The sequence below is a fragment of the Falsiroseomonas sp. HW251 genome (genome assembly GCF_050563545.1).
In the GTDB taxonomy this organism is placed as follows: domain Bacteria; phylum Pseudomonadota; class Alphaproteobacteria; order Acetobacterales; family Acetobacteraceae; genus Falsiroseomonas.
In genome coordinates this window covers 79,248-97,208 of the sequence record NZ_JBNXUM010000025.1, presented here as the reverse complement: position 1 = coordinate 97,208, position 17,961 = coordinate 79,248, and the positions used below count along the sequence as shown (strand labels likewise).

Sequence of the window (17,961 nt, the reverse complement as noted above, 5' to 3'; positions counted from 1 at the left end):
GTCGGGTGCGGACCGGTTCGTCTATCTCTCGGTCGGCGACAGCCCGGTCACGGGCTACGACGTCATCAACGATTTCGAGACCGGGCTCGACATGATCAACTTGGCCGGCATCGACGCCGACCCGGCGCTGGCGGGCGACCAGGCTTTCGCGCTGAGCGGGATGAAGCCCTTTTCGCCGAAGCCAGGCGATCTGTGGCTCGACAAGATCGCGGCGGGAACGCTGGTCTTCGGCGACATCCAGGGCGACGGCGTCGCGGATTTCGTGATCCTGGTGAAGGGCGTGTTCGGCCTGGGTGCGGCGGATTTCGCGCTGTGATCGCGCTGGACTTCACGGGCCAGTAGCGGCACTGTAGGAATACTTGCCGTTCTTTGAACCCGTGAACCCGCTGGCATTACGTGGCCCCCTCCCCCGTGCTACGAGGGCGGGGGCGGCGGCCCGGGTCAGGGACGGCGATTTGTCCGAACGCCGCAGATCCCAAAGCTTAAAAGCCCAAAACCCTAAAGCGCCGCGATGGCCCGCTCCACCGCGAGCGCCGCCTTCAGCGCCCGGATGCCCCCCGCGGCATCCACCACCGGCGTCACCCCGTCCAGGCAGGACGCGGCAAACCCCGCCTGCTCCGCCTCCAGGCTGTCATGATCCGTCCAGCCCGCGCGGTCCACGCCGAAGCCCGGCATGGTCGCCACGGACTCCGCACCCCCCTTCCGCAGCACGCCGAGGCCGCGGGCGAGGAAATCCACCGCCATCTCGCCCTCCCGCCCCAACACCCGAAGCCGGCGCTCCATCGCCAGCGACACGCGGGACGCCGTGATCACCGCCGCCCGGCCGGAGGGGAAGCGGAAGCGGGCTACCGCGAAATCCGGGTGGTCGGAGACCACCCGCGACCCCACCGCTTCGACCTCCTCCGGCTCCTCCCCCGCGAGCGTCAGGACCAGGTCGATGTCGTGGATCATGAGGTCCAGCACCACCGAGACGTCCAGGCTGCGCGGCCGGAAGGGCGCTGCCCGGACCGCGTCCCAGGAGAGCGCGAGGTCCCGCCCGGGCGCCTCCACCACCGCACGGAAGGCCGCGGAGAAGCGCTCGATGTGGCCGACCTGGAGCACCCTGCCCTTCGCCGCCGCCAGCGCGGCCAGCGCCTCGGCCTGGTCGAGCGTCGCCGCGATCGGCTTCTCCATGAGCAGATGCCGCCCGGCCTCCAGCACCGCCCTGCCAAGGTCGAAATGGAAGCGGGTCGGGGCCGCGACGATCACCGCATCCGCGGCCGCGATCGCCTCTGCCAGGCCGAGCGCCGGGACGCCGACCTCCCTGGCGACGGCCGCGGCCCGCCCGGCATCGGCGTCGTGCAGCCCGACCAGTTCGGTCCGCGGCCCCCTGGCGGCCTTCAGCGCGTGGAACCGGCCGAAATGGCCCGCCCCCACGACGGCAACCCGCAGTCGCATCCCGTAACCCTTCCTGAAGCCCGCCTGTCCTAGCCTGGGCTTGCATCGGGGGGCACCCCCGCGCATGTTCCGGCCCCAAATGACACCCCCGCCCCGGGCGGGGCTCAGTGGCAACCCCGTGACCCAGGCTCGGCCGTCCCGATGATGTATTTCGCGCGCTGGAAGGCCCTCGCCATCGTCGGCGTCTGCCTCTTCGGCGTCCTGCTCTCCGTGCCGAACCTGCTGCCGCGCGACAGCCTGCCGAGCTGGGCCCGCCAGATCAGCCTCGGGCTCGACCTCCGCGGCGGCTCCTACCTCCTGCTCGAGGTGGACACCTCCGCCATGGTGCGGGAACGGCTCGAGGCGCTGGTGGACACGGTCCGCCGGGGCACCGCGCAGGCCAATCCGCGCATCCTCTATACCGGCCTCAGCGCCAACCCGGCCGCGCGGAGCGTGTCGCTGCGCGTCTCCGACCCCGCGCGGGCCAACGACGTCGCCCGCATCCTGCGCGACGCCGCCGTCTCGCTGAACCCCGGCACGCGGACCGGCGTCCCGGACATCGAGGTCACCGCCGGGCCCGACGGCCTGGTCACCGCGACGCTGACCGAGGTTGCGCTGCGCGACAAGGCGACGGCGGCGGTCGAGCAATCCATCGAGATCGTGCGCCGCCGCGTGGACGAGACGGGCGTCGCCGAGGCGCTGGTCGCGCGCCAGGGCAGCAACCGCATCCTGGTCCAGCTGCCCGGCGTCGAGGATCCCGCCCGCATCAAGGCCCTTCTCGGCCGCACCGCGCGGATGACCTTCCACCTGCTGGACGAGGGCGCGAACCTCCAGGCGCCGACGCCGCCGCCCGGCACCATGTTCCTGCAGGGCGACCGCGGCCAGGAACGCTACGCCGTGCGCCGCCGCGTGGAGGTGGACGGCGCCAACCTGTCGGACGCCCGCGCCGCGCAGGACGGGCGGACCGGCGAGTGGGTGGTGAACTTCACCTTCGATTCCGTCGGCACGCGCCGCTTCGCCGACGTCACGCGGCAGAACGTCGGCAAGCCCTTCGCCATCGTGCTCGACGAGAAGGTCATCACCGCGCCGGTGATCCGGGAGCCCATCACCGGCGGCCGCGGCCAGATCAGCGGCAATTTCGACGCCCGCGGCGCCACCGACCTCGCGGTCCTACTGCGCGCCGGCGCCCTGCCTGCGCCGCTGACGGTGGTGGAGGAACGCACCGTCGGGCCCGAGCTCGGCGCCGACGCGATCCGGGCCGGCCTGATCAGCCTGGCCGCCGGCACGCTCTTCGTCTTCCTCTACATGGGGCTCGCCTACGGCTTTTTCGGCTGGGTCGCGAACCTCGCGCTGATCGCGAACATCATCATCATGATCGGCATCCTCAGCGTGATGGGCGCCACGCTGACCCTGCCCGGCATCGCCGGCATCGTGCTGACGCTCGGCACCGCGCTGGATGCCAACATCCTCATCAACGAGCGCATCCGCGAGGAAGTGAAGCTCGGGCGAAGCCCGATCAACGCGCTTGAGGCCGGCTTCACCAAGGCCTCCGGGACGATCATGGATTCGAACCTGACGAACCTGATCGCGATGGCGTGCCTCTATGGCTTCGGCAGCGGGCCGATCAAGGGCTTCGCCGTCACGGTGGCCGTCGGCACGGTCGTGCAGATGTGGACGGCGACCGTCGTGACGCGCCTGGTGATCTCGATCTGGTACCGCACGCGCCGGCCGAAGGAGCTGCCGGTAATCGAGAAGCCGGGCGTCGGGCTGTTAGGCCGGCTGTATCGCCCGCTCTTCCGCCTGGTGCCCGACGTAACCCGGATCCGCTTCATGCGCGGGGCGCGGATCGGCCTGATGACCTCGGCCATCCTGTCCACGCTGTCGGTGATCGGCGCCTTCTACCCCGGCCTCGAGAAGGGCATCGACTTCAAGGGCGGCATCGTAATGGAGGTCCGCACGCAGGGCCCCGCCAACCTCGCCCAGCTCCGCTCCACCGTCTCGGGCCTCGGCCTCGGCGATGTCGGCCTGCAGGAATTCGGCGCGCCCGACACCGTGCTGATCAGGCTGCCCGCCCAGGGCGAGGAACAGGCGACCCAGCGCGCGGTGAACCAAGTGCGCAGCGCGCTTGAGCATGTCGCCCCCGGCACGCGCATCCTGCGCACCGAGGCCGTGGGCAACCGCATCTCCGAGGAGCTGTTCCGGGGCGGGCTGATCGCGCTCGCGCTCTCCTTCGGGGCGATGCTGCTCTACATCTGGTTCCGCTTCGAATGGCAGTTCGCGGTCGCCGGCGTGACCACGCTGATGCTCGACACCACCAAGGTCGTCGGCATCATGGTCGTAACCGGAATCGAGTTCAATTTGACGACCGTCGCGGCAATCCTCACCATCATCGGCTTCAACGCCAACGACAAGGTGGTGGTGTTCGACCGGATGCGAGAGAATCTGCGGAAATACAAGCAGATGCCGCTGCGCGACCTCGTGGACCTCTCGATCAACGAGACGCTGAACCGCTCGCTCGGCACCTCGATGACGCTGCTGCTCTCGGCCCTGCCGCTGGCGCTCTTCGGCGGCGACACGCTGTCGGGCTTCGCCTGGCTGATGGTCGCCGGCATCGTGATCGGCGCCTCCTCCTCCACCTTCATTGCGGCGCCGATCGTTCTCTTCACCGGGGCGAAGTCGCTGCGTAAGGGCATGGAGGCCGCGCAGCCCGCGGCACCGCAGCCCGCGGGATGAGCCTCGCCCGCCGCGCGCTGCCGGGCCTTGCTGCAGGGCTTCTCCTGCCGGCGGTCGCGCGCGCGGACCGGCGGGTCGCGGTGGAGCTGCTGATCGCCGCCCCGGTCGGCTCGCTCGCCGATCGCTGGGCGCGCGGCATGGCGCCCTTCCTGGAACGCGCCTGGCCGCGGGTGGCGCTGCTGGTGCGCAACCGCCCCGGCCGCGGCGGGCTGGAGGCGCTGAACGAGTTGGCGCTCGCCGGGCCGGAGCGGAAGATGATCGCCGCCCTGACCACGCCCGTGCTGCTCGCCCGCGCGATCGAGTCGGACGAGGCCTCCCCCCTCACCCGCCTTTCGCCGTTGGCGGCGCTGGTGGAGGAACCCGCCGTGCTGGTCGCCGTGCCGGGCGGCGCGACGGACCTCGATTCGCTGCGTAACGGCACGCGCACCGCCCCGATCGGCACGCCGCCCCCCGGCACCGGCGCGCATGTCACCGCGATGCGGCTGGCCGAGCGTGTGGGGCTGCCTCTGCTGGCCTTCCCCTCGGCCGCGGCGGCCCGGCAGGCGGCGGCGGCGGGCCATGTCACGGCCGCGGTGCTGACCCTGCCCGACACCGCCGCGGCGATCCGCGACGGGCGGCTCGTCGCGCTCGGCGTTGCCTCCTCGCAGCGCTCCCCGCTGCTGCCGGACGCCCCGACGCTGCGCGAAGCCGGGATCGAGCTGCTTGGCGCTACCAGGCGCGGCTTCGCATTGGGCCCCGACGCGCCGGCGGAATGGCGGGCGCGACTCGCGGGCGGGCTGCAGACCCTCGCCGCCGACCCTGACCTCGCGAGCTTCTGCGCGGAGAACGGCCAGGTGCCCCGCTTCCTCGGCCCCGAGGCCTGGACCAGCCTCCTGCAGCGGCAGGAGGAGGAACTGCGCCGCCGCTGGCGGGACGATCCCTGGCTTTCACGCCGAGCGTGACGCGACCGCAGTATTGCGACGGGCAGGGAGGCGCCCTAGGCTTTTTGAGACAGCTGAAAGTTTTCCTGGCCGATGTCCTCCAATGGTGCGACCGTCGCTGACGCACCCGCAGCCCGGCCGACCGGGAGCGAGCAGGACATGGCCCGGCGGAAATGGCGCGGCCCGGCGCCGCAAGCGAGCTTTGTATTGGTGGCCACCGACCCCGCGGTGATTGCGGCGGCGCGCGACGCCGCGCGTCGGCTTGATCCTGCGCATCCCATCCACATCGCCTCCTCGCTGGAGGCGCTGACCCGCCTGGTCGGCCCCGGGGAGCCGCCGCGCCACATGGTCATCCACCACGCCATCGCGCATGGCGCGCTGCTCAGTGCGGCGCGCGACCGCTTCCTCTCGACCGAGATCGTCGTCGTCGCCGCGCCAGGCGAAAGCGTCCCGCAGGGCCTGCGCAGCGTCCCCGCCGAGGGCGCGCGCCTGGCCGAGGCGCTGGCCGGGCCCGCAAGGGGGGTGCCGCTTCCCGCGGTGGACGCCGCCGCGCTGGCCGAAAGCCTCGACCGGGACGAGATCACCGTCCGCTTCCAGCCCGTGGTGCGCCTGGCCGACCGCCGGCCCGTCGGCGTGGAGGCGCTGGCGCGCTGGGAACGGCCCGGCCTTGCGCTCGGCGCCGGCGCCTTCGTCGCCCTGGCGGAGCGCGAGGGCCTGGCGCGCGCGCTGACGCTCGCCGTCGCGCGCCGCGCCATCGCCGATTTCGCCGCCGCGCGCGGGCGCAGCGGCCTGCGGCTCGCCTTCAACGTGCCGCTCGAGGTGATGCTGATGCCGGGGCTGCCGGTCGCGCTGCTGGCGGCGACGCGACGCGCGGGACTGCGGCCGGGCGACCTGCTGCTGGAACTGACGGAGAGCACGGAGGTGCGCGATGCCGGCCTGCTGCGCCGCGCCCTGACGCGGCTGCGCGACGCCGGCTTTGGCGTGCTGCTGGACGACCTCGGCATCGACGATGCGCGGGATGCGCTGCTGAACCTGCCCTTCGCCGGCGTGAAGCTGGACCGCAGCCTGGTGGATGCGCTGCCGCAGGAGCGCCGCGCCCGCGCGCGGGTGGAGCGCCTGGCGCGCCACGCGCGTCGCACGGGCAGCGTGCTGATCGCGGAGGGGGTGTCGGATCCGAGGCTCTGGCGCGCCGCGGCCTCGTCGGGCTGCGACCTCGCCCAGGGCTTCGCCGTCGGCCGCCCGATCCCGCCCGAGGCCCTGCCGGCCTGGGTCTCGGCCTGGAGCGGGAGCTAGCCCGCGTAGGTTTGGCGGTACAGCGCGACGATCTCGTCAGCCGTTGGCACGCGCGGGTTGTTGCCCGGGCTGCCGGAAGCGAGCGCTTGGCTCGCCATCGCCGGCAGCAGGCCGTTCCACTTGTCGGCGTCGATGCCGTAGCGCGCCGGCGTCGGCACCTCGAGCTCGCGGTTCAGGGCGCGGAGTTCGTCGACGAGCTTCGCGCAGGCGGACTGGTCGCCTTCCTGCTCGGTCGCGAGGCCCATGACGCGCGCGGCCTCGGCATAGCGGGCGCGGCCGGCTTCCAGGCCGAAGGCGGTGACGGCGGGCAGCAGCATCGCGTTCGACATGCCGTGCGGGACGTGGAAATGCGCGCCGATCGGCCGCGACATCCCGTGCACCAGCGCGACCGATGAATTGCTGAAGGCGAGGCCGGCGAGCGTCGCGCCGCGCATCATCGCCTCCCGCGCCACGGCGTCCTGCGGGTCGGCCCAGACGCGGCGGAGGTTCGGCGCGATCAGGCGCATCGCGATGCGGGCATAGTCGTCGGCGACGGGGTTGGCGCGCTTGCTGACGAAGGCCTCCAGCGCATGGGTCAGGCTGTCGATGCCGGTGTCCGCCGTGATGCGCTTCGGCAGGCCGAAGGTCAGCTCATGGTCCACCACGGCTGCCAGCGGCAGCGCGCCGAGGCCCGCGATCAGCATCTTCTCGTCGCGTTCGGTGTCGGTGATCACCGTGAAGCGCGTGGCCTCGCTGCCCGTGCCCGCGGTGGTCGGCACTGAGATCACCGGCAGCGCCGCGACATTGGCCGCGGCCGGCACCTTGAAGGCGCGGATATGCGTCCCCGGCTCCGCCGCGGCGAGGATCGTCATCGCCTTGGCCGTGTCCATCGGGCTGCCGCCGCCGAAGCCGATGAGGCAGTCGAAGTTGCCGCGCTTCATCGCGGCGACGCCGGCATCGATCACCGTGTCGGTGGGGTCGGGCACGGTGTCGGAGAAAACATCCACCGCCACACCCGCCGCGCGAAGCGGAGCCAGCGCGCGATCCAGCAGGCCCGAGGACACCATGAAGGGATCGGTGACCACCAGCGGCCGCGTCAGGCCGAGCTGGGCCAGGACCTCCGCGAGCTTCGCGACGGAACCGCCGCCCATCAGCATCAGGCGCGGTGCCACGAGTTGCGCGATCATGGTGCCCTCCCCAGTGATCAAGGGCGGGAAGCTAGCCCCGTCGTGCCCTCTGCGCCATCACTCCGCCCTGCGCCATGACGAAGGCGTGCAGCCTCTCAGCATAGTCCGGCACGACGGCGCCGCGGACCGAGGGACGCTCGGCCAGCGCCGCGCGCCAGGCCGCGACCTTCGGCATCCCGTCCAGGACGCCGAGCGGGACCATGCGGTCGAAGGTGTCGAAGTAGCGGAAGACCGGGGCGAAGGCGGCGTCGGCCAGGTGGAAGCGGTCGCCATCGAGGAGCGGGCCGAGATGCGGCAGCGCCTCCAGCCGCTCGAACTTCGTGCGCAAGGTCTTCACGCGCGCGTAGAAGGCGGCCTCGTCCTTGCTCGTCTCGATCACCCAGGTGTCGTCGAGCATCGAGGAGGCGAACTCGATCCAGGCGCGGTGCCGCGCCCGGCGCAGCGGGTCGGCGGGATGCAGGCGCGGCTCGGTCGTCTCGTCGAGGTATTCCGCGATGACGGCAGATTCGAACAGCACCTCCTCGCCGACGCGCAGCACGGGCACTCGGCCGAGCGGCGAGATCGCGAGGAACCAGGCGGGCTTGTCGCAGAGGTCGATGTTGACGCGTTCGAAGGGCACGCCCTTCTCCGCCAGCACGATCGCGGCGCGCTGGACATAGGGGCAGAGGTCGAAGGAGATCAGGGTGAGCGGCGGCGCCATGCGGGGTTCCCTCGGGCTGCGTTGCGCCGGATCTTGGCGCAGCGCGGGCGCGGCGCGTCGCCCCGGCTGGCGATGATGATCATGCGCGGCGGTGATGACGCGAAGGCTCAGCCCCCACGCGAGGCGCGGAGGACGGTCGCGCCGGCGCCGTCCGTGAGGTGCAGGAAGCCGCGCTCGATCCGCCATCCCCGCACCGCCGCGAGCGCGGCATGGAAGCGCTGTTCCTGCTCCATCAGCGCCGGCGCGCAGGCCATGCGGGTGCCGGCGAGCGCGCTGAAGGAGAGCGCGGCGCCGGCCAGCGTGTAGCCGCCGGCGAAGCGGTTGCAGCCGTCGCTGCCCGCCGCGCGGCCATCCCCGGCGAAGGCGATCGTCACGCGCGATCGGTCGACGATGCCGCGCCCGCCGATATCCTCCACGACCCATTCGGGGCCGATGGGGTCGGGCGGCTGCGCCGCGGCGGGCGTCGCGAGCAGGCTCGCCGCGAGGAGCGTGCGGCGGGTCGTCATGGCGGCGGTCCTCCCGCACGGCGTGCCTTCGCCGCGGCGTAGAGTGCGAGCCGCTGCGCCGCGAGCGGCGCCATCCCCTCCCCAGCCGCCGCGTCGAAGGGCGGCAAATCCTCCGCGAAGTGACACGCGCTGGCGTGGCCGGGCGCGATCTCGCGCAGCGGCGGCGCTCGGTCTCGGCAGGTCGCCTGCGCGATCGGACAGCGCGTATGGAAGCGGCAGCCCGGCGGCGGGTTAATCGGGCTCGGCACGTCGCCGCCGAGGTGCGCGACGCCGCCGCGTCGCCGCGGATCGGGGCGCGGGATCGCGGCGAGCAGCGCGCGCGTATAGGGATGCCGGGGTGCGGCAAACAGCGTCGCCTTCGGCGCGGTCTCCACGATCTCGCCGAGATACATCACGGCGACGCGGTCGGCCATGTGCCGCACCACGGCCAGGTCATGCGCGATGAAGAGGTAGGACAGGCCGAAGCGCTGCTGCAGGTCCTTCAGCAGGTTCACGACCTGCGCCTGGATCGAGACGTCGAGCGCGCTGACGGGCTCGTCGCAGACCACCAGTTCTGGCTGCACGGCCAGCGCGCGCGCGATGCCGATGCGCTGGCGCTGGCCGCCGCTGAACTCGTGCGGGAAGCGCTGGGCGTGGAAGGGCGCGAGGCCGACCAGGCCGAGCAGCTCCTTCACCCGCGCGGCGCGGCTCGCGGCATCGCCGATGCCATGCACCTCCATCGGCTCGGCGACGGTCTCGCCCACGGAGAGCCGCGGGTTGAGGGACGCGTAGGGATCCTGGAAGACGACCTGCACGCGCCGGCGCAGCGCACGGAGTTCCGCGCTGCCGGAGACCTCGACGCCATCGAAGCGCACGGTGCCGGCGGTCGGCTCGATCAGGCGCAGCACCAGCCGCGCCGTGGTGGACTTGCCGCAGCCGGATTCGCCGACCAGGGCCAGCGTCTCGCCGCGCGCAATGGAGAAGGAGACGCCGTCCACCGCGCGCACCACGCCCTGCGCGCGGCCGAGCAGCCCGCGCTTGACGGGGTAGTGCTTGGCGAGCCCTTCGACCTGCAGCAGCTCCCTCATGCCGCGAGGTCCACAGCGTGCTCCACCGGCGCGCGGATGCAGGCGACGAGATGACCGTCGGCGACGGGCTCCAGCGCGGGCTGCGCGAGCTTGCAGGCCTCGATCGCGAAGGGGCAGCGCGGGTGGAAGCGGCAGCCCCTGGGCAGCGCGAAGGGCGGCGGCACGGCGCCCTCGATCGCGAGCAGCCGGTCGCGGTCCTCATCCAGCCGCGGGACGGAGCCGAGCAGGCCGAGCGTGTACGGATGCTGGGGGCTCGCGAAGATCTCCGTCGCCGCAGCGCGTTCGACGATGCGCCCGGCATACATCACCGCGACCTCGTCGGCCATTTCCGCGACGACGCCGAGGTCGTGGGTGATGAGGATGATGGACATACCGGTCTCGGCCTGGAGCTCGCGCAGCAGGTCCAGGATCTGCGCCTGCACCGTGACGTCGAGCGCGGTGGTGGGCTCGTCCGCGATCAGCAGCGCGGGGCTGCAGGCCAGGGCCATCGCGATCATCACGCGCTGACGCATGCCGCCGGAAAGCTGGTGAGGGTAGTCGTCCAGGCGCTTCTCGGGTGCGGGGATGCGCACGCGCTTCAGCGCCGCGATCGCGCGGTCGCGGAGCTCGGCGGCGGAGGCGCGCCCGTCATGGGTTCGCATCGCCTCGATGACCTGACGGCCAATGGTGTGGACCGGGTTCAGCGAGGTCATGGGCTCCTGGAAGATCATCGCGACGCGGCTGCCGCGGATGTCGCGCATCGCGGCGTTGGGGAGCGTGAGCAAGTCCTGCCCGTCGAAGGTCACGCTGCCAGCGGCGATGCGGCCAGGCGGGGGCACCAGGCGCATGACGGAGAGGCTGAGCATGGACTTGCCGCAACCGGACTCACCCACGATGCCCAGCGTGCGGCCGCGCGGGACGGAGAGGTCCACGCCGTCGACGGCCGCGATCTCGCCCATGGAGGTGCGGAAGACCGTGCGGAGGGCGGCGATCTGCAGGAGGGGCGCGGCCCCGCTCGCCACGCTCACCCCTTCCCCCGCTCGAGAGCCTCCCTCTCCCGGAAGCGGGGGAGGGATGGGGTGGGGGCGCTTCGTCCAGGGCGGCCCGCGTTCTCGCACCCCCTCCCTGACCCTCCCCCGCTTGCGGGGGAGGGAAGCGCAAGAGCGGGCGCGATCACGCCAACCAACGTCACGACCACCGGAACGTCGGCGGCGAACTCACCTCCACCGGCCGATGCGCCCAGTCCTGCGCCGGCGCGTTCTGCACGACCCGCTTCTGCGCCTCGTCCAGCGCCGCGGCCGCGGCGCGGTAGTCCATCGTCACGACCTCGCCGTCGCTGACCACCTTGCGCCCGTCCACGAACACGTCCTTCACCGCGCGGTCGCCCGCGGCATAGACCAGGCTGCGCACGGGATCGCGCGCAGGGCGCATCATGGGATGCGTGACGTCCACCAGCACGAAGTCGGCGCGACATCCCGCGGCGAGCCGCCCGATATCCTCGCGCCCCAGCGCCTTGGCGCCGCCGATCGTGGCGGCGTCGAAGAGCTCCGTCGTCGTCATGCTGCGGGGGTCGTTGGCCTGGGTGCGCGCGAGATAGGCGACGAGCCGCATCTCATCGAGCATGTTGTGGGGATAGGTGTCGGTGCCGAGCCCCATGTTCACGCCGGACCGCTTGTAGCGGCCGAAATGCTTCAGCGTGATGCCGCGCCGCGCGAAGACCGTCGGGCAATGCGCGACGGTCGTGCCGGTCTCCGCCAGGCGCTTCATGTCGGTGTCCGTCCACCACTTCGTGGAGGGATGGTCGTCCAGGAAGATGCCGTGGCCGATGATGGAGCGGTCCGACAGCAGCCCCATGTGATCCAGCCAGCCGATCGGCGTCATGCCGTGGCGCCGCGTGATCTCGTGGAACTCGACGACGGATTGCGCGGCGTGGATCTGCCAGGACACACCGCGCTTGCCGGCTTCCTGGAAGCTCTCCTTGAGCAGGGTGTCCGTGCAGGTGTCGATCTGGGCGGGCACGACCATGCCGAAGAGGCGCCCGCACTCGTGCTGCTCGGCGCGTTCGATCAGCTGCAGCGCCTCGCCCATCGCCTTCTCGCCGGCGGCCTCGTCCCATTCGTACTGCACGACATGGCCGTTCTTCGTGTACCAGCGCGCCGACTTGAACATCGGCGCGATGCAGACGCGAAGCCCGGATTCCGCGAGCAGGTCCAGCCAGCCCGGATGCGCCATCGAGAGGTCGGCCACCGTCGTCACGCCGGAAAGCAGCAGCTCCGACAGGGCGACGCGGACGCAATGCGGCACCGCCTCCGCGTCGGCGCGGAAGATCGGCATGAATTCATAGAGCGAGGAATTGTAAAGACCCGGGCTGCCGATCTCATCGATCAGCCCCTTGTTCATCGGCTCGCTCGAGGGGTGCGAGTGGATGTTGACCAGGCCGGGCATGACCATCAGGCCGCGGCCGATGATCTCCTCCTCAGCCGGGCCCTTGTAGCCGCGGCCGACGAAGGTGAGTGCGCCGCCGTCGAAGGCGACGTCGGCGTCGGGCAGGTAAACATGCTGCTTCGTGCCCGCGTCCCAGGCGACGACGAGCTCGGCGTTTCGGATGACGGTTGTCATGTCTGGTCCCTCGCGGTGCCGGGAGCGTGGCAGACCGCTTCGATGTTGTGGCCGTCGGGATCGATGACGAAGGCGGCGTAGTAGTTCGGATGGTACTGCGGCCGGAGGCCCGGCGCGCCGTTGTCGGTACCGCCGGCCGCGACCGCCGCCGCGTGGAAGGCATTCACCGCCGCGCGGTCGGGCGCGGCGAAAGCAAAGTGGATGTGGCCGGGCGGCGGGCCCGCGATATCAGCCCCGCCGATCCAGAGCTGCGGCGCGCCGGCGCCGCCGAACATCGCCCATCCCGGCCCCTCGGAATGCGCGGCCATCCCGAGCGGCGCGAGGGCCGCCGCGTAGAAGGCGCGGCTTCGCCGGAAATCCGCGACGGAGAAGCCGAGATGGTCGAGCATGCGCTACCGCACCACGCGCATGTCGAGACCCTTGTAGATCGCGACGCCGTAGAGGCCATGCGCGCGGAGCCCCGTGATGCGGTTGGTGTGCGCGAGATAGAGCTGTTCCCGCGCGATGGTCAGCCACGGCGCTTCCTGCGCAAGCTGGCGCTGGACGTTGGCCAGCACCGCCGCGCGGATCGCGGGATCGAGCGCCGCGCGGCCCTCGGCCAGCCAGGCGTCGGTCTGCGGGTTGTTCCAGTTCATCCGGTTCGGCGTCGGGCGGTTGAAGCTGTTCCAGTAGAGGTTCAGCGCGTCGCCGGCGGAGAAGTAGGGATAGCTCATGAAGAAGGCGTCGAATTCCTGCGTCGCCAGCCGCCCCCAGCCGATCGTCGCGTCGAAGAGCTGCACGCGCATCTCGATGCCGATGCGGCGGAGCATCTGCTGGATGATCTCGCTCTGCCGCTGATTTTCGAGCGTGGTCAGGCCATAGACGAGGAAGCTGGCGCGCTGGCCTTCCTTCACGCGGATCCCGTCGGGCCCCATCCGCCAGCCCGCCTCGTCGAGCGTTCGCTGCGCGGCGGTAGGATCGTAGCCCGGCACCATCGCGTCGCTCTGGGCGTCGTAGTCCAGCGCGTTCGGGTTGATCAGGTTGCGAGCGGGGTTCGCCGCCCCGAACCAGACGGCGCGCACCAGCGCATCGCGGTCCACGGCCTGGGTGATGGCCCGGCGGATGGCGGGATCGCTGACCACGGGCTTGTCCACCTTGAAGCCCAGCAGGTAGTCCCAGAAGTAGTTGGGCTGGGTCAGGAGGTTGACCGTCGGAATCCGGCGCATCGCGTCGATCGCGACGGGCGGGACGTATTGCGTCGCGTCGGCCTGGCCGGTCTGCAGCGCGGCGATGCGCGCCGTCGGCTCGGGGATCACGCGCCAGACGATGCGCTCGACATGGGCGGGGCCGCGATTCTCGAAGATCGGCGGACCCCAGCGGTAGTTGGGATGGCGCTGCAGCACGAGGTCGCTGCGCGGCGTCCAGCTCACCCAGCAATAGGGGCCCGTGCCGTTGAAGCCCTGCGTGCCGAAATTGTCGCCGAGCCGCTCGGTCGCCGTGCGGTCGACGATCCCCGCGAAGAACAGTGTGAGCTGGGAAAGGAGTTCGGAGAACGGCGCGTTGAGCTCGTATTCCACGGTGTGGGAATCGCGCGCGCGCACTTCCTTGACCGGGCCGGCGCGCCAGGCGACGGGGCTGCGCGTCGCGGGGTTCACCCAGCGCTGGATGGAGAAGACGACGTCGTCCGCCGTCAGCGGCTTGCCGTCGCAGAAGGTGACGTCGCGGCGGAGATGGAAGGTGTAAGTGCGGCCGTCCGGCGAGATCTCCCACCGCTCGGCCAGGCCCGGGCGGATGGTGCGGCCGTCCCAGTCCATGCTGACGAGCGTGTCGGTCATCAGGCTCACGACCTCGCCGGCGCTGCGCGCAGTGGAGCGATGGAGGTCGTAGCGGTCGGCGTCGATCTCGCGCAGCAGGACCACGGTGTTGCGCGGGATCTGCTGGGACTGCGCGGGCAGCGCAGCCAGGCTCGCCAGCGCGGCGGCGCCCATCAGCGTCCTGCGGAGGAAGGTCCAGGTCATCGAAGTCTCTCCCTTGTCGTTCACACGCGAAGCCGGGGATCGAGCGCGTCGCGCATCGCATCGCCGAGCACATTGAAGGCCAGTACGACCACGAAGATCAGTAGGCAGGGCAGCACCGAGATATGCGGTGCGAAGAACAGGAAGGTCCGCCCCTGCGACGCCATGGCGCCGAGTTCGGCGACCGGCGGCTGCGCGCCCAACCCGAGGAAGGACAGCGCCGAGCCCAGCAGGATCACCTGGCCGAAGCGCAGCGTCGCGAAGACCAGGATCGGCGAGAGGCAGTTCGGCGCGAGGTGCCTTCGGATCAGCCGCGCATCGCCCATGCCCTGGGCCCGCGCGGCCTCGATGTAATCCAGGCCGAGGACCGTCAGCGCCGCGCCGCGCGCGATGCGCGCCATCAGCGGCACGGTGGCGACGGCGAGAGCGATGATGACTGAGGCAAGCCCCGGCCCGGCGATGGCGGCGATCGCCAGGCCGAACAGGATGGCGGGGAAGGACAGCATGATGTCCATCAGCCGCATGAGCAGGTTGTCGAGCCGCCGGTAATAGGCCGCGGCGAAGCCGACCGCGACGCCGATGATCGTCCCGAAGGCCAGCGACACCGCGCCCATCCCCAGCGTGACGCGCAACCCGAAGAGCATGCGCGAGAGCATGTCCCGGCCCTGCCCGTCCGTGCCGAGCAGGTAATCCGCGCCACCTGGCGGCTGCATGATGGCGACGAGGTTCGTCTCGAAGGGGTCGTAGGGCGCGAGCCAGGGCGCTAGGACGGCGGCAAGGATGCACGCCGCCACGATTGCCAGCGACAGCGCGGCCAGCGGATCGCGCAGCAGCAGCTTCAGCGTGGAGGGCCGCTTCGGGACGGTGATCTCCGCGGTCGTGGCGCTCATGCCGCGCGCACCCGGGGATCCAGCACGCCGTAGAGCAGGTCCACCACCAGGTTGATCACGATGAAGCCGAGCGAGAGGACGATGATCGTCCCCTGCGCCATCGGCAGGTCGCTCGACGTGATCGCGCCCACCGCCAGCCGCCCGACGCCGGGCCAGGAGAAGACGGTCTCGGTGACCACCGCCCCGCCCAGCAGGAAGCCGATCTGCAGGCCGATCAGCGTGACGATGGGGATCAGCGCGTTGCGCAGCGCGTGGTGGAACACGACCAGCCGCTCCGGCAGGCCCTTGGCGCGCGCGGTGCGCACATGCTCGGCGCCCAGCACGTCCAGCACCGCCGTCCGGGTCATGCGCGCGACGGGCCCGACGAAGACGCCGCCCAGCGTGATGGCGGGCAGCGCGACGGCGCGCAGGCCGTCGATGCTCCAGAGCGGCCCGCCGCGCCCGGTGAAGGGCAACAACTGCCACTTGAAGCCGACATACCAGATCAGAACGAGGCCGAGGAAAAACACCGGCACCGACACGCCTGCGACGCTGATCGCCATCACCACCCGGTCAAGCACCGAGCCCCGCCAATACGCCGCGACGGTGCCGAGGAAGATGCCGAGCGGGATGGACCACACCAGGCTCGCGGCCATCAACTCCAGCGTCGGCCCGATCGTCGCGCCCAATTCCTGCGTGACCGGCACGTTGTTGATGATGGACACGCCGAGGTCGCCATGCGCCAGGCGCCAGAGATAGATGCCGAACTGCACATACAGAGGCTGGTCCAGGCCGAGGTCGCGGCGGATCGCCTCGATGACGTCGGCCGTCGCCGTGGGGCCCGCCCGCACCACCGCGGGATCGGTCGGCACCACCTGCATCAACAGGAAGCCCACCAGCAGCACGCCGAACATCACCGGCACCGTCATCGCCAGGCGCTCGGCAGCGTGCCGCAGCATCAGGCGAGCGCCCGATGGCGATCGAAGATCGGCTCGCCGCCGCGCAGCGTGAGGTCGCAGCGCGTCTCGCGCAGGATCTCCTCGGGCTCTGCGGCGAAGATGTCGCGCGACAGCACCGCGAGGTCAGCCTGCATGCCGGGCTCCAGCGTGCCGCGCCGGCCTTCCGCGAATTGCGTGTAGGCGCCGCACCAGGTCTGGCAGTGCACGGCCTGCTCAACAGTCAGCGCCTCCTCCGCGCCCATCACCGTGCCGCGGTTGGTCTTGCGCGTGACCATGGTGAAGAGGTTGGCGAAGGGGTCCACCGTGGACACCGGGCAGTCCGAACTCGCGGCGGGGTGGTGCCCCTCCTCCAGCCAGGTGCGCATGGGATAGGCGTGCTCGCTGCGAGCGCGGCCGAGGTTGCGGATGTATAGGTCGCCGAACTCGTACATGAAGACGGGTTGCGGCACCGGCAGGATGCCCCGCTGCTTCATCCGGCGCCGCTGGCCCGGCGTGACGAAGCCGCAGTGCTCGATGCGGTGCCGTCGGCCCGCGAAGGGATGCGCGTTGCTGTCCGCGGCCTCCATGCCCGACAGCACCTGCTCGATCGCGGCGTCGCCGATGGCGTGGATATCGAGCTGCCAGCCCTGCTCGTGATACAGCTTCAGCAGCCCGTGGATCTTGTCGTCAGGGAAGGTGAAGACGCCCGTCCCACCCTGGACATAGGGCTCGAAGAAGGCCGCGGTCAGGCCGCCGGCGCTGCCGTCCGCGAAGACCTTCACCGCTCCCCAGCGCATCATGTCGTCGCCGTCCATCGGGCGAAGTCCCGCTTCCCATGCGGCGCCCGCGATGCCCTCGGGGTTGCCGGCCAGCACCTGCCACATGCGCTGCCGCAGCCGGCCCTCGCGATACGCGACCTGATAGGCCTCGACCTCCGCCATGTCGGCGGTCATGCCGATGTTCATGTCGGTCGCACTAGCGAAGCCGAAGCCAGCCAGCGTGTCGCCCGCGCGCTCGATCGCGGCGACCAGCGAGGCCAGGTCGGGTGCCGGGATCGCGTCGCGCACCAGGCGCATCGCGCGTTCCTGGAACAGACCGGTCAGCGCGCCGCCCCTGCGCTCGATCACGCCGCCCTCCGGGTCCGGCGTGTTGTGGCCGACGCCGGCGACCTTCAGCGCGGCGGTGTTGCCCACACCCATATGGCCGCAGGTGCGGACGATGAAGACCGGGTTGTCCGGCGCCGCCGCATCCAGCTCCGCCGCCGTGGGATGGCGGCCGATGTCGAGCTCGGCATGGTCGTAGCCACGACCCAGCACCCAGGCGCCCTTGGGCGCGGCCTGCGCGGCGGCGCGGATGCGCGACAGCATCTCGTCCAGGCTGCGCACTTCCTCCGCGCGCAAATTCACCTGCGCCAGGCCCAGGCCATAGGGCAGCAGATGCATATGCGCCTCGTTGAAGGCGGGAATGACGACGCGGCCATCGAGGTCCACGCGCCGCGCCTCCGGCGCCGCGGCCGCCACCTCCTCCGCCGCACCGACAGCCAGCACCTGGCCGCCCCGCACCGCGATCGCCTCGGCGAAGCCGCCGGCGAGGCCGCGGAACACACGGCCGCCGGCGAAAATCACATCCTGGCCCATCTGCCCGGCCTTGCCCTCGTCAGGATCGTTTTGCGTTGCGAGACTGTCATGCCCGCCGCCGGGAGCGTCAACCCGCCCGAGACCACCGTTGCGCCCCTGCCGCGCCCGCGCCCATCATCGCGCA

Annotated in this window: 16 protein-coding genes; 4 read left to right on the top strand and 12 right to left on the bottom strand. The window is 71.4% G+C overall.

Annotation, left to right across the window (positions count from 1 at the left end; all coding sequences use genetic code 11):
- Positions 1-316, top strand: a 316-nt coding sequence (locus ACLF3M_RS25655; protein WP_430659834.1) for a M10 family metallopeptidase C-terminal domain-containing protein, incomplete at its 5' end; no start/stop codon positions are given.
- Between the two features lie 182 nt (positions 317-498).
- On the opposite strand, the gene ACLF3M_RS25650 is transcribed toward ACLF3M_RS25655, so the two are convergent.
- Entirely contained in the window at positions 499-1,437 is a 939-nt protein-coding gene (locus ACLF3M_RS25650) for a Gfo/Idh/MocA family protein (RefSeq protein WP_430659833.1), read from the bottom strand.
- Between the two features lie 141 nt (positions 1,438-1,578).
- On the opposite strand from ACLF3M_RS25650, the gene secD reads away from it, so the two are divergent.
- The 3 genes from secD to ACLF3M_RS25635 all read left to right on the top strand — a co-directional run bounded on the left by secD (position 1,579) and on the right by ACLF3M_RS25635 (position 6,362).
- Positions 1,579-4,149: a protein translocase subunit SecD gene (secD, locus tag ACLF3M_RS25645; RefSeq protein WP_430659832.1), complete on the top strand. Its 2,571-nt coding sequence runs from the start codon at positions 1,579-1,581 to the stop codon at positions 4,147-4,149.
- A complete protein-coding gene (locus tag ACLF3M_RS25640) occupies positions 4,146-5,090 on the top strand; it encodes a tripartite tricarboxylate transporter substrate-binding protein (protein ID WP_430659831.1) in 945 nt (314 codons plus the stop codon). Before secD ends, ACLF3M_RS25640 begins: the two co-directional genes overlap by 4 nt.
- Before the next feature lie 189 nt (positions 5,091-5,279).
- Entirely contained in the window at positions 5,280-6,362 is a 1,083-nt protein-coding gene (locus ACLF3M_RS25635) for an EAL domain-containing protein (protein WP_430659830.1), read from the top strand.
- Here the strand turns inward: ACLF3M_RS25635 and ACLF3M_RS25630 are convergent.
- The 11 genes from ACLF3M_RS25630 to ACLF3M_RS25580 form a co-directional block, all read right to left on the bottom strand.
- Complete coding sequence (locus tag ACLF3M_RS25630; protein ID WP_430659829.1) at positions 6,359-7,528, bottom strand: iron-containing alcohol dehydrogenase; 1,170 nt, start codon at positions 7,526-7,528, stop codon at positions 6,359-6,361. The genes ACLF3M_RS25635 and ACLF3M_RS25630 overlap by 4 nt on opposite strands.
- 31 nt (positions 7,529-7,559) lie before the next feature.
- Positions 7,560-8,228, bottom strand: a complete 669-nt coding sequence (locus ACLF3M_RS25625) for a glutathione S-transferase family protein (RefSeq protein WP_430659828.1) — start codon at positions 8,226-8,228, stop codon at positions 7,560-7,562.
- 107 nt (positions 8,229-8,335) lie between these two features.
- Entirely contained in the window at positions 8,336-8,734 is a 399-nt protein-coding gene (locus tag ACLF3M_RS25620) for an META domain-containing protein (protein ID WP_430659827.1), read from the bottom strand.
- Positions 8,731-9,801, bottom strand: a complete 1,071-nt coding sequence (locus ACLF3M_RS25615) for an ABC transporter ATP-binding protein (RefSeq protein WP_430659826.1) — start codon at positions 9,799-9,801, stop codon at positions 8,731-8,733. Before ACLF3M_RS25615 ends, ACLF3M_RS25620 begins: the two co-directional genes overlap by 4 nt.
- A complete protein-coding gene (locus ACLF3M_RS25610) occupies positions 9,798-10,739 on the bottom strand; it encodes an ABC transporter ATP-binding protein (RefSeq protein ID WP_430659837.1) in 942 nt (313 codons plus the stop codon). The genes ACLF3M_RS25615 and ACLF3M_RS25610 overlap by 4 nt, the downstream gene beginning before the upstream one ends.
- Positions 10,740-10,968: 229 nt before the next feature.
- Positions 10,969-12,399 carry an amidohydrolase family protein gene (locus ACLF3M_RS25605; protein ID WP_430659825.1) on the bottom strand — a complete coding sequence of 477 codons (1,431 nt, stop codon included), beginning with the start codon at positions 12,397-12,399 and terminating at the stop codon, positions 10,969-10,971.
- Entirely contained in the window at positions 12,396-12,788 is a 393-nt protein-coding gene (locus tag ACLF3M_RS25600; RefSeq protein ID WP_430659824.1) for a VOC family protein, read from the bottom strand. Before ACLF3M_RS25600 ends, ACLF3M_RS25605 begins: the two co-directional genes overlap by 4 nt.
- A 3-nt stretch (positions 12,789-12,791) precedes the next feature.
- On the bottom strand, positions 12,792-14,396 hold the full coding sequence (locus ACLF3M_RS25595) for an ABC transporter substrate-binding protein (protein ID WP_430659823.1): 1,605 nt from the start codon (positions 14,394-14,396) through the stop codon (positions 12,792-12,794).
- Between the two features lie 20 nt (positions 14,397-14,416).
- Positions 14,417-15,283, bottom strand: a complete 867-nt coding sequence (locus ACLF3M_RS25590; RefSeq protein ID WP_430659822.1) for an ABC transporter permease — start codon at positions 15,281-15,283, stop codon at positions 14,417-14,419.
- Positions 15,280-16,221 carry an ABC transporter permease gene (locus tag ACLF3M_RS25585; protein WP_430659821.1) on the bottom strand — a complete coding sequence of 314 codons (942 nt, stop codon included), beginning with the start codon at positions 16,219-16,221 and terminating at the stop codon, positions 15,280-15,282. The genes ACLF3M_RS25590 and ACLF3M_RS25585 overlap by 4 nt, the downstream gene beginning before the upstream one ends.
- Complete coding sequence (locus ACLF3M_RS25580; protein ID WP_430659820.1) at positions 16,221-17,837, bottom strand: amidohydrolase; 1,617 nt, start codon at positions 17,835-17,837, stop codon at positions 16,221-16,223. Before ACLF3M_RS25580 ends, ACLF3M_RS25585 begins: the two co-directional genes overlap by 1 nt.
- Between the last annotated feature and the right edge of the window lie 124 nt (positions 17,838-17,961).

What these genes read in the sequence shown, in the direction of transcription:
- ACLF3M_RS25585 (WP_430659821.1), bottom strand. Translation starts at nt 16,221, where the DNA reads ATGCTGCGGCACGCTGCCGAGCGCCTGGCGATGACGGTGCCGGTGATG.
- ACLF3M_RS25605 (WP_430659825.1), bottom strand. Translation starts at nt 12,399, where the DNA reads ATGACAACCGTCATCCGAAACGCCGAGCTCGTCGTCGCCTGGGACGCG.
- ACLF3M_RS25600 (WP_430659824.1), bottom strand. Translation starts at nt 12,788, where the DNA reads ATGCTCGACCATCTCGGCTTCTCCGTCGCGGATTTCCGGCGAAGCCGC.
- ACLF3M_RS25625 (WP_430659828.1), bottom strand. Translation starts at nt 8,228, where the DNA reads ATGGCGCCGCCGCTCACCCTGATCTCCTTCGACCTCTGCCCCTATGTC.
- ACLF3M_RS25650 (WP_430659833.1), bottom strand. Translation starts at nt 1,437, where the DNA reads ATGCGACTGCGGGTTGCCGTCGTGGGGGCGGGCCATTTCGGCCGGTTC.
- ACLF3M_RS25580 (WP_430659820.1), bottom strand. Translation starts at nt 17,837, where the DNA reads ATGGGCCAGGATGTGATTTTCGCCGGCGGCCGTGTGTTCCGCGGCCTC.
- ACLF3M_RS25615 (WP_430659826.1), bottom strand. Translation starts at nt 9,801, where the DNA reads ATGAGGGAGCTGCTGCAGGTCGAAGGGCTCGCCAAGCACTACCCCGTC.
- ACLF3M_RS25640 (WP_430659831.1), top strand. Translation starts at nt 4,146, where the DNA reads ATGAGCCTCGCCCGCCGCGCGCTGCCGGGCCTTGCTGCAGGGCTTCTC.
- secD (WP_430659832.1), top strand. Translation starts at nt 1,579, where the DNA reads ATGATGTATTTCGCGCGCTGGAAGGCCCTCGCCATCGTCGGCGTCTGC.
- ACLF3M_RS25630 (WP_430659829.1), bottom strand. Translation starts at nt 7,528, where the DNA reads ATGATCGCGCAACTCGTGGCACCGCGCCTGATGCTGATGGGCGGCGGT.
- ACLF3M_RS25590 (WP_430659822.1), bottom strand. Translation starts at nt 15,283, where the DNA reads ATGAGCGCCACGACCGCGGAGATCACCGTCCCGAAGCGGCCCTCCACG.
- ACLF3M_RS25595 (WP_430659823.1), bottom strand. Translation starts at nt 14,396, where the DNA reads ATGACCTGGACCTTCCTCCGCAGGACGCTGATGGGCGCCGCCGCGCTG.
- ACLF3M_RS25620 (WP_430659827.1), bottom strand. Translation starts at nt 8,734, where the DNA reads ATGACGACCCGCCGCACGCTCCTCGCGGCGAGCCTGCTCGCGACGCCC.
- ACLF3M_RS25610 (WP_430659837.1), bottom strand. Translation starts at nt 10,739, where the DNA reads ATGGGCGAGATCGCGGCCGTCGACGGCGTGGACCTCTCCGTCCCGCGC.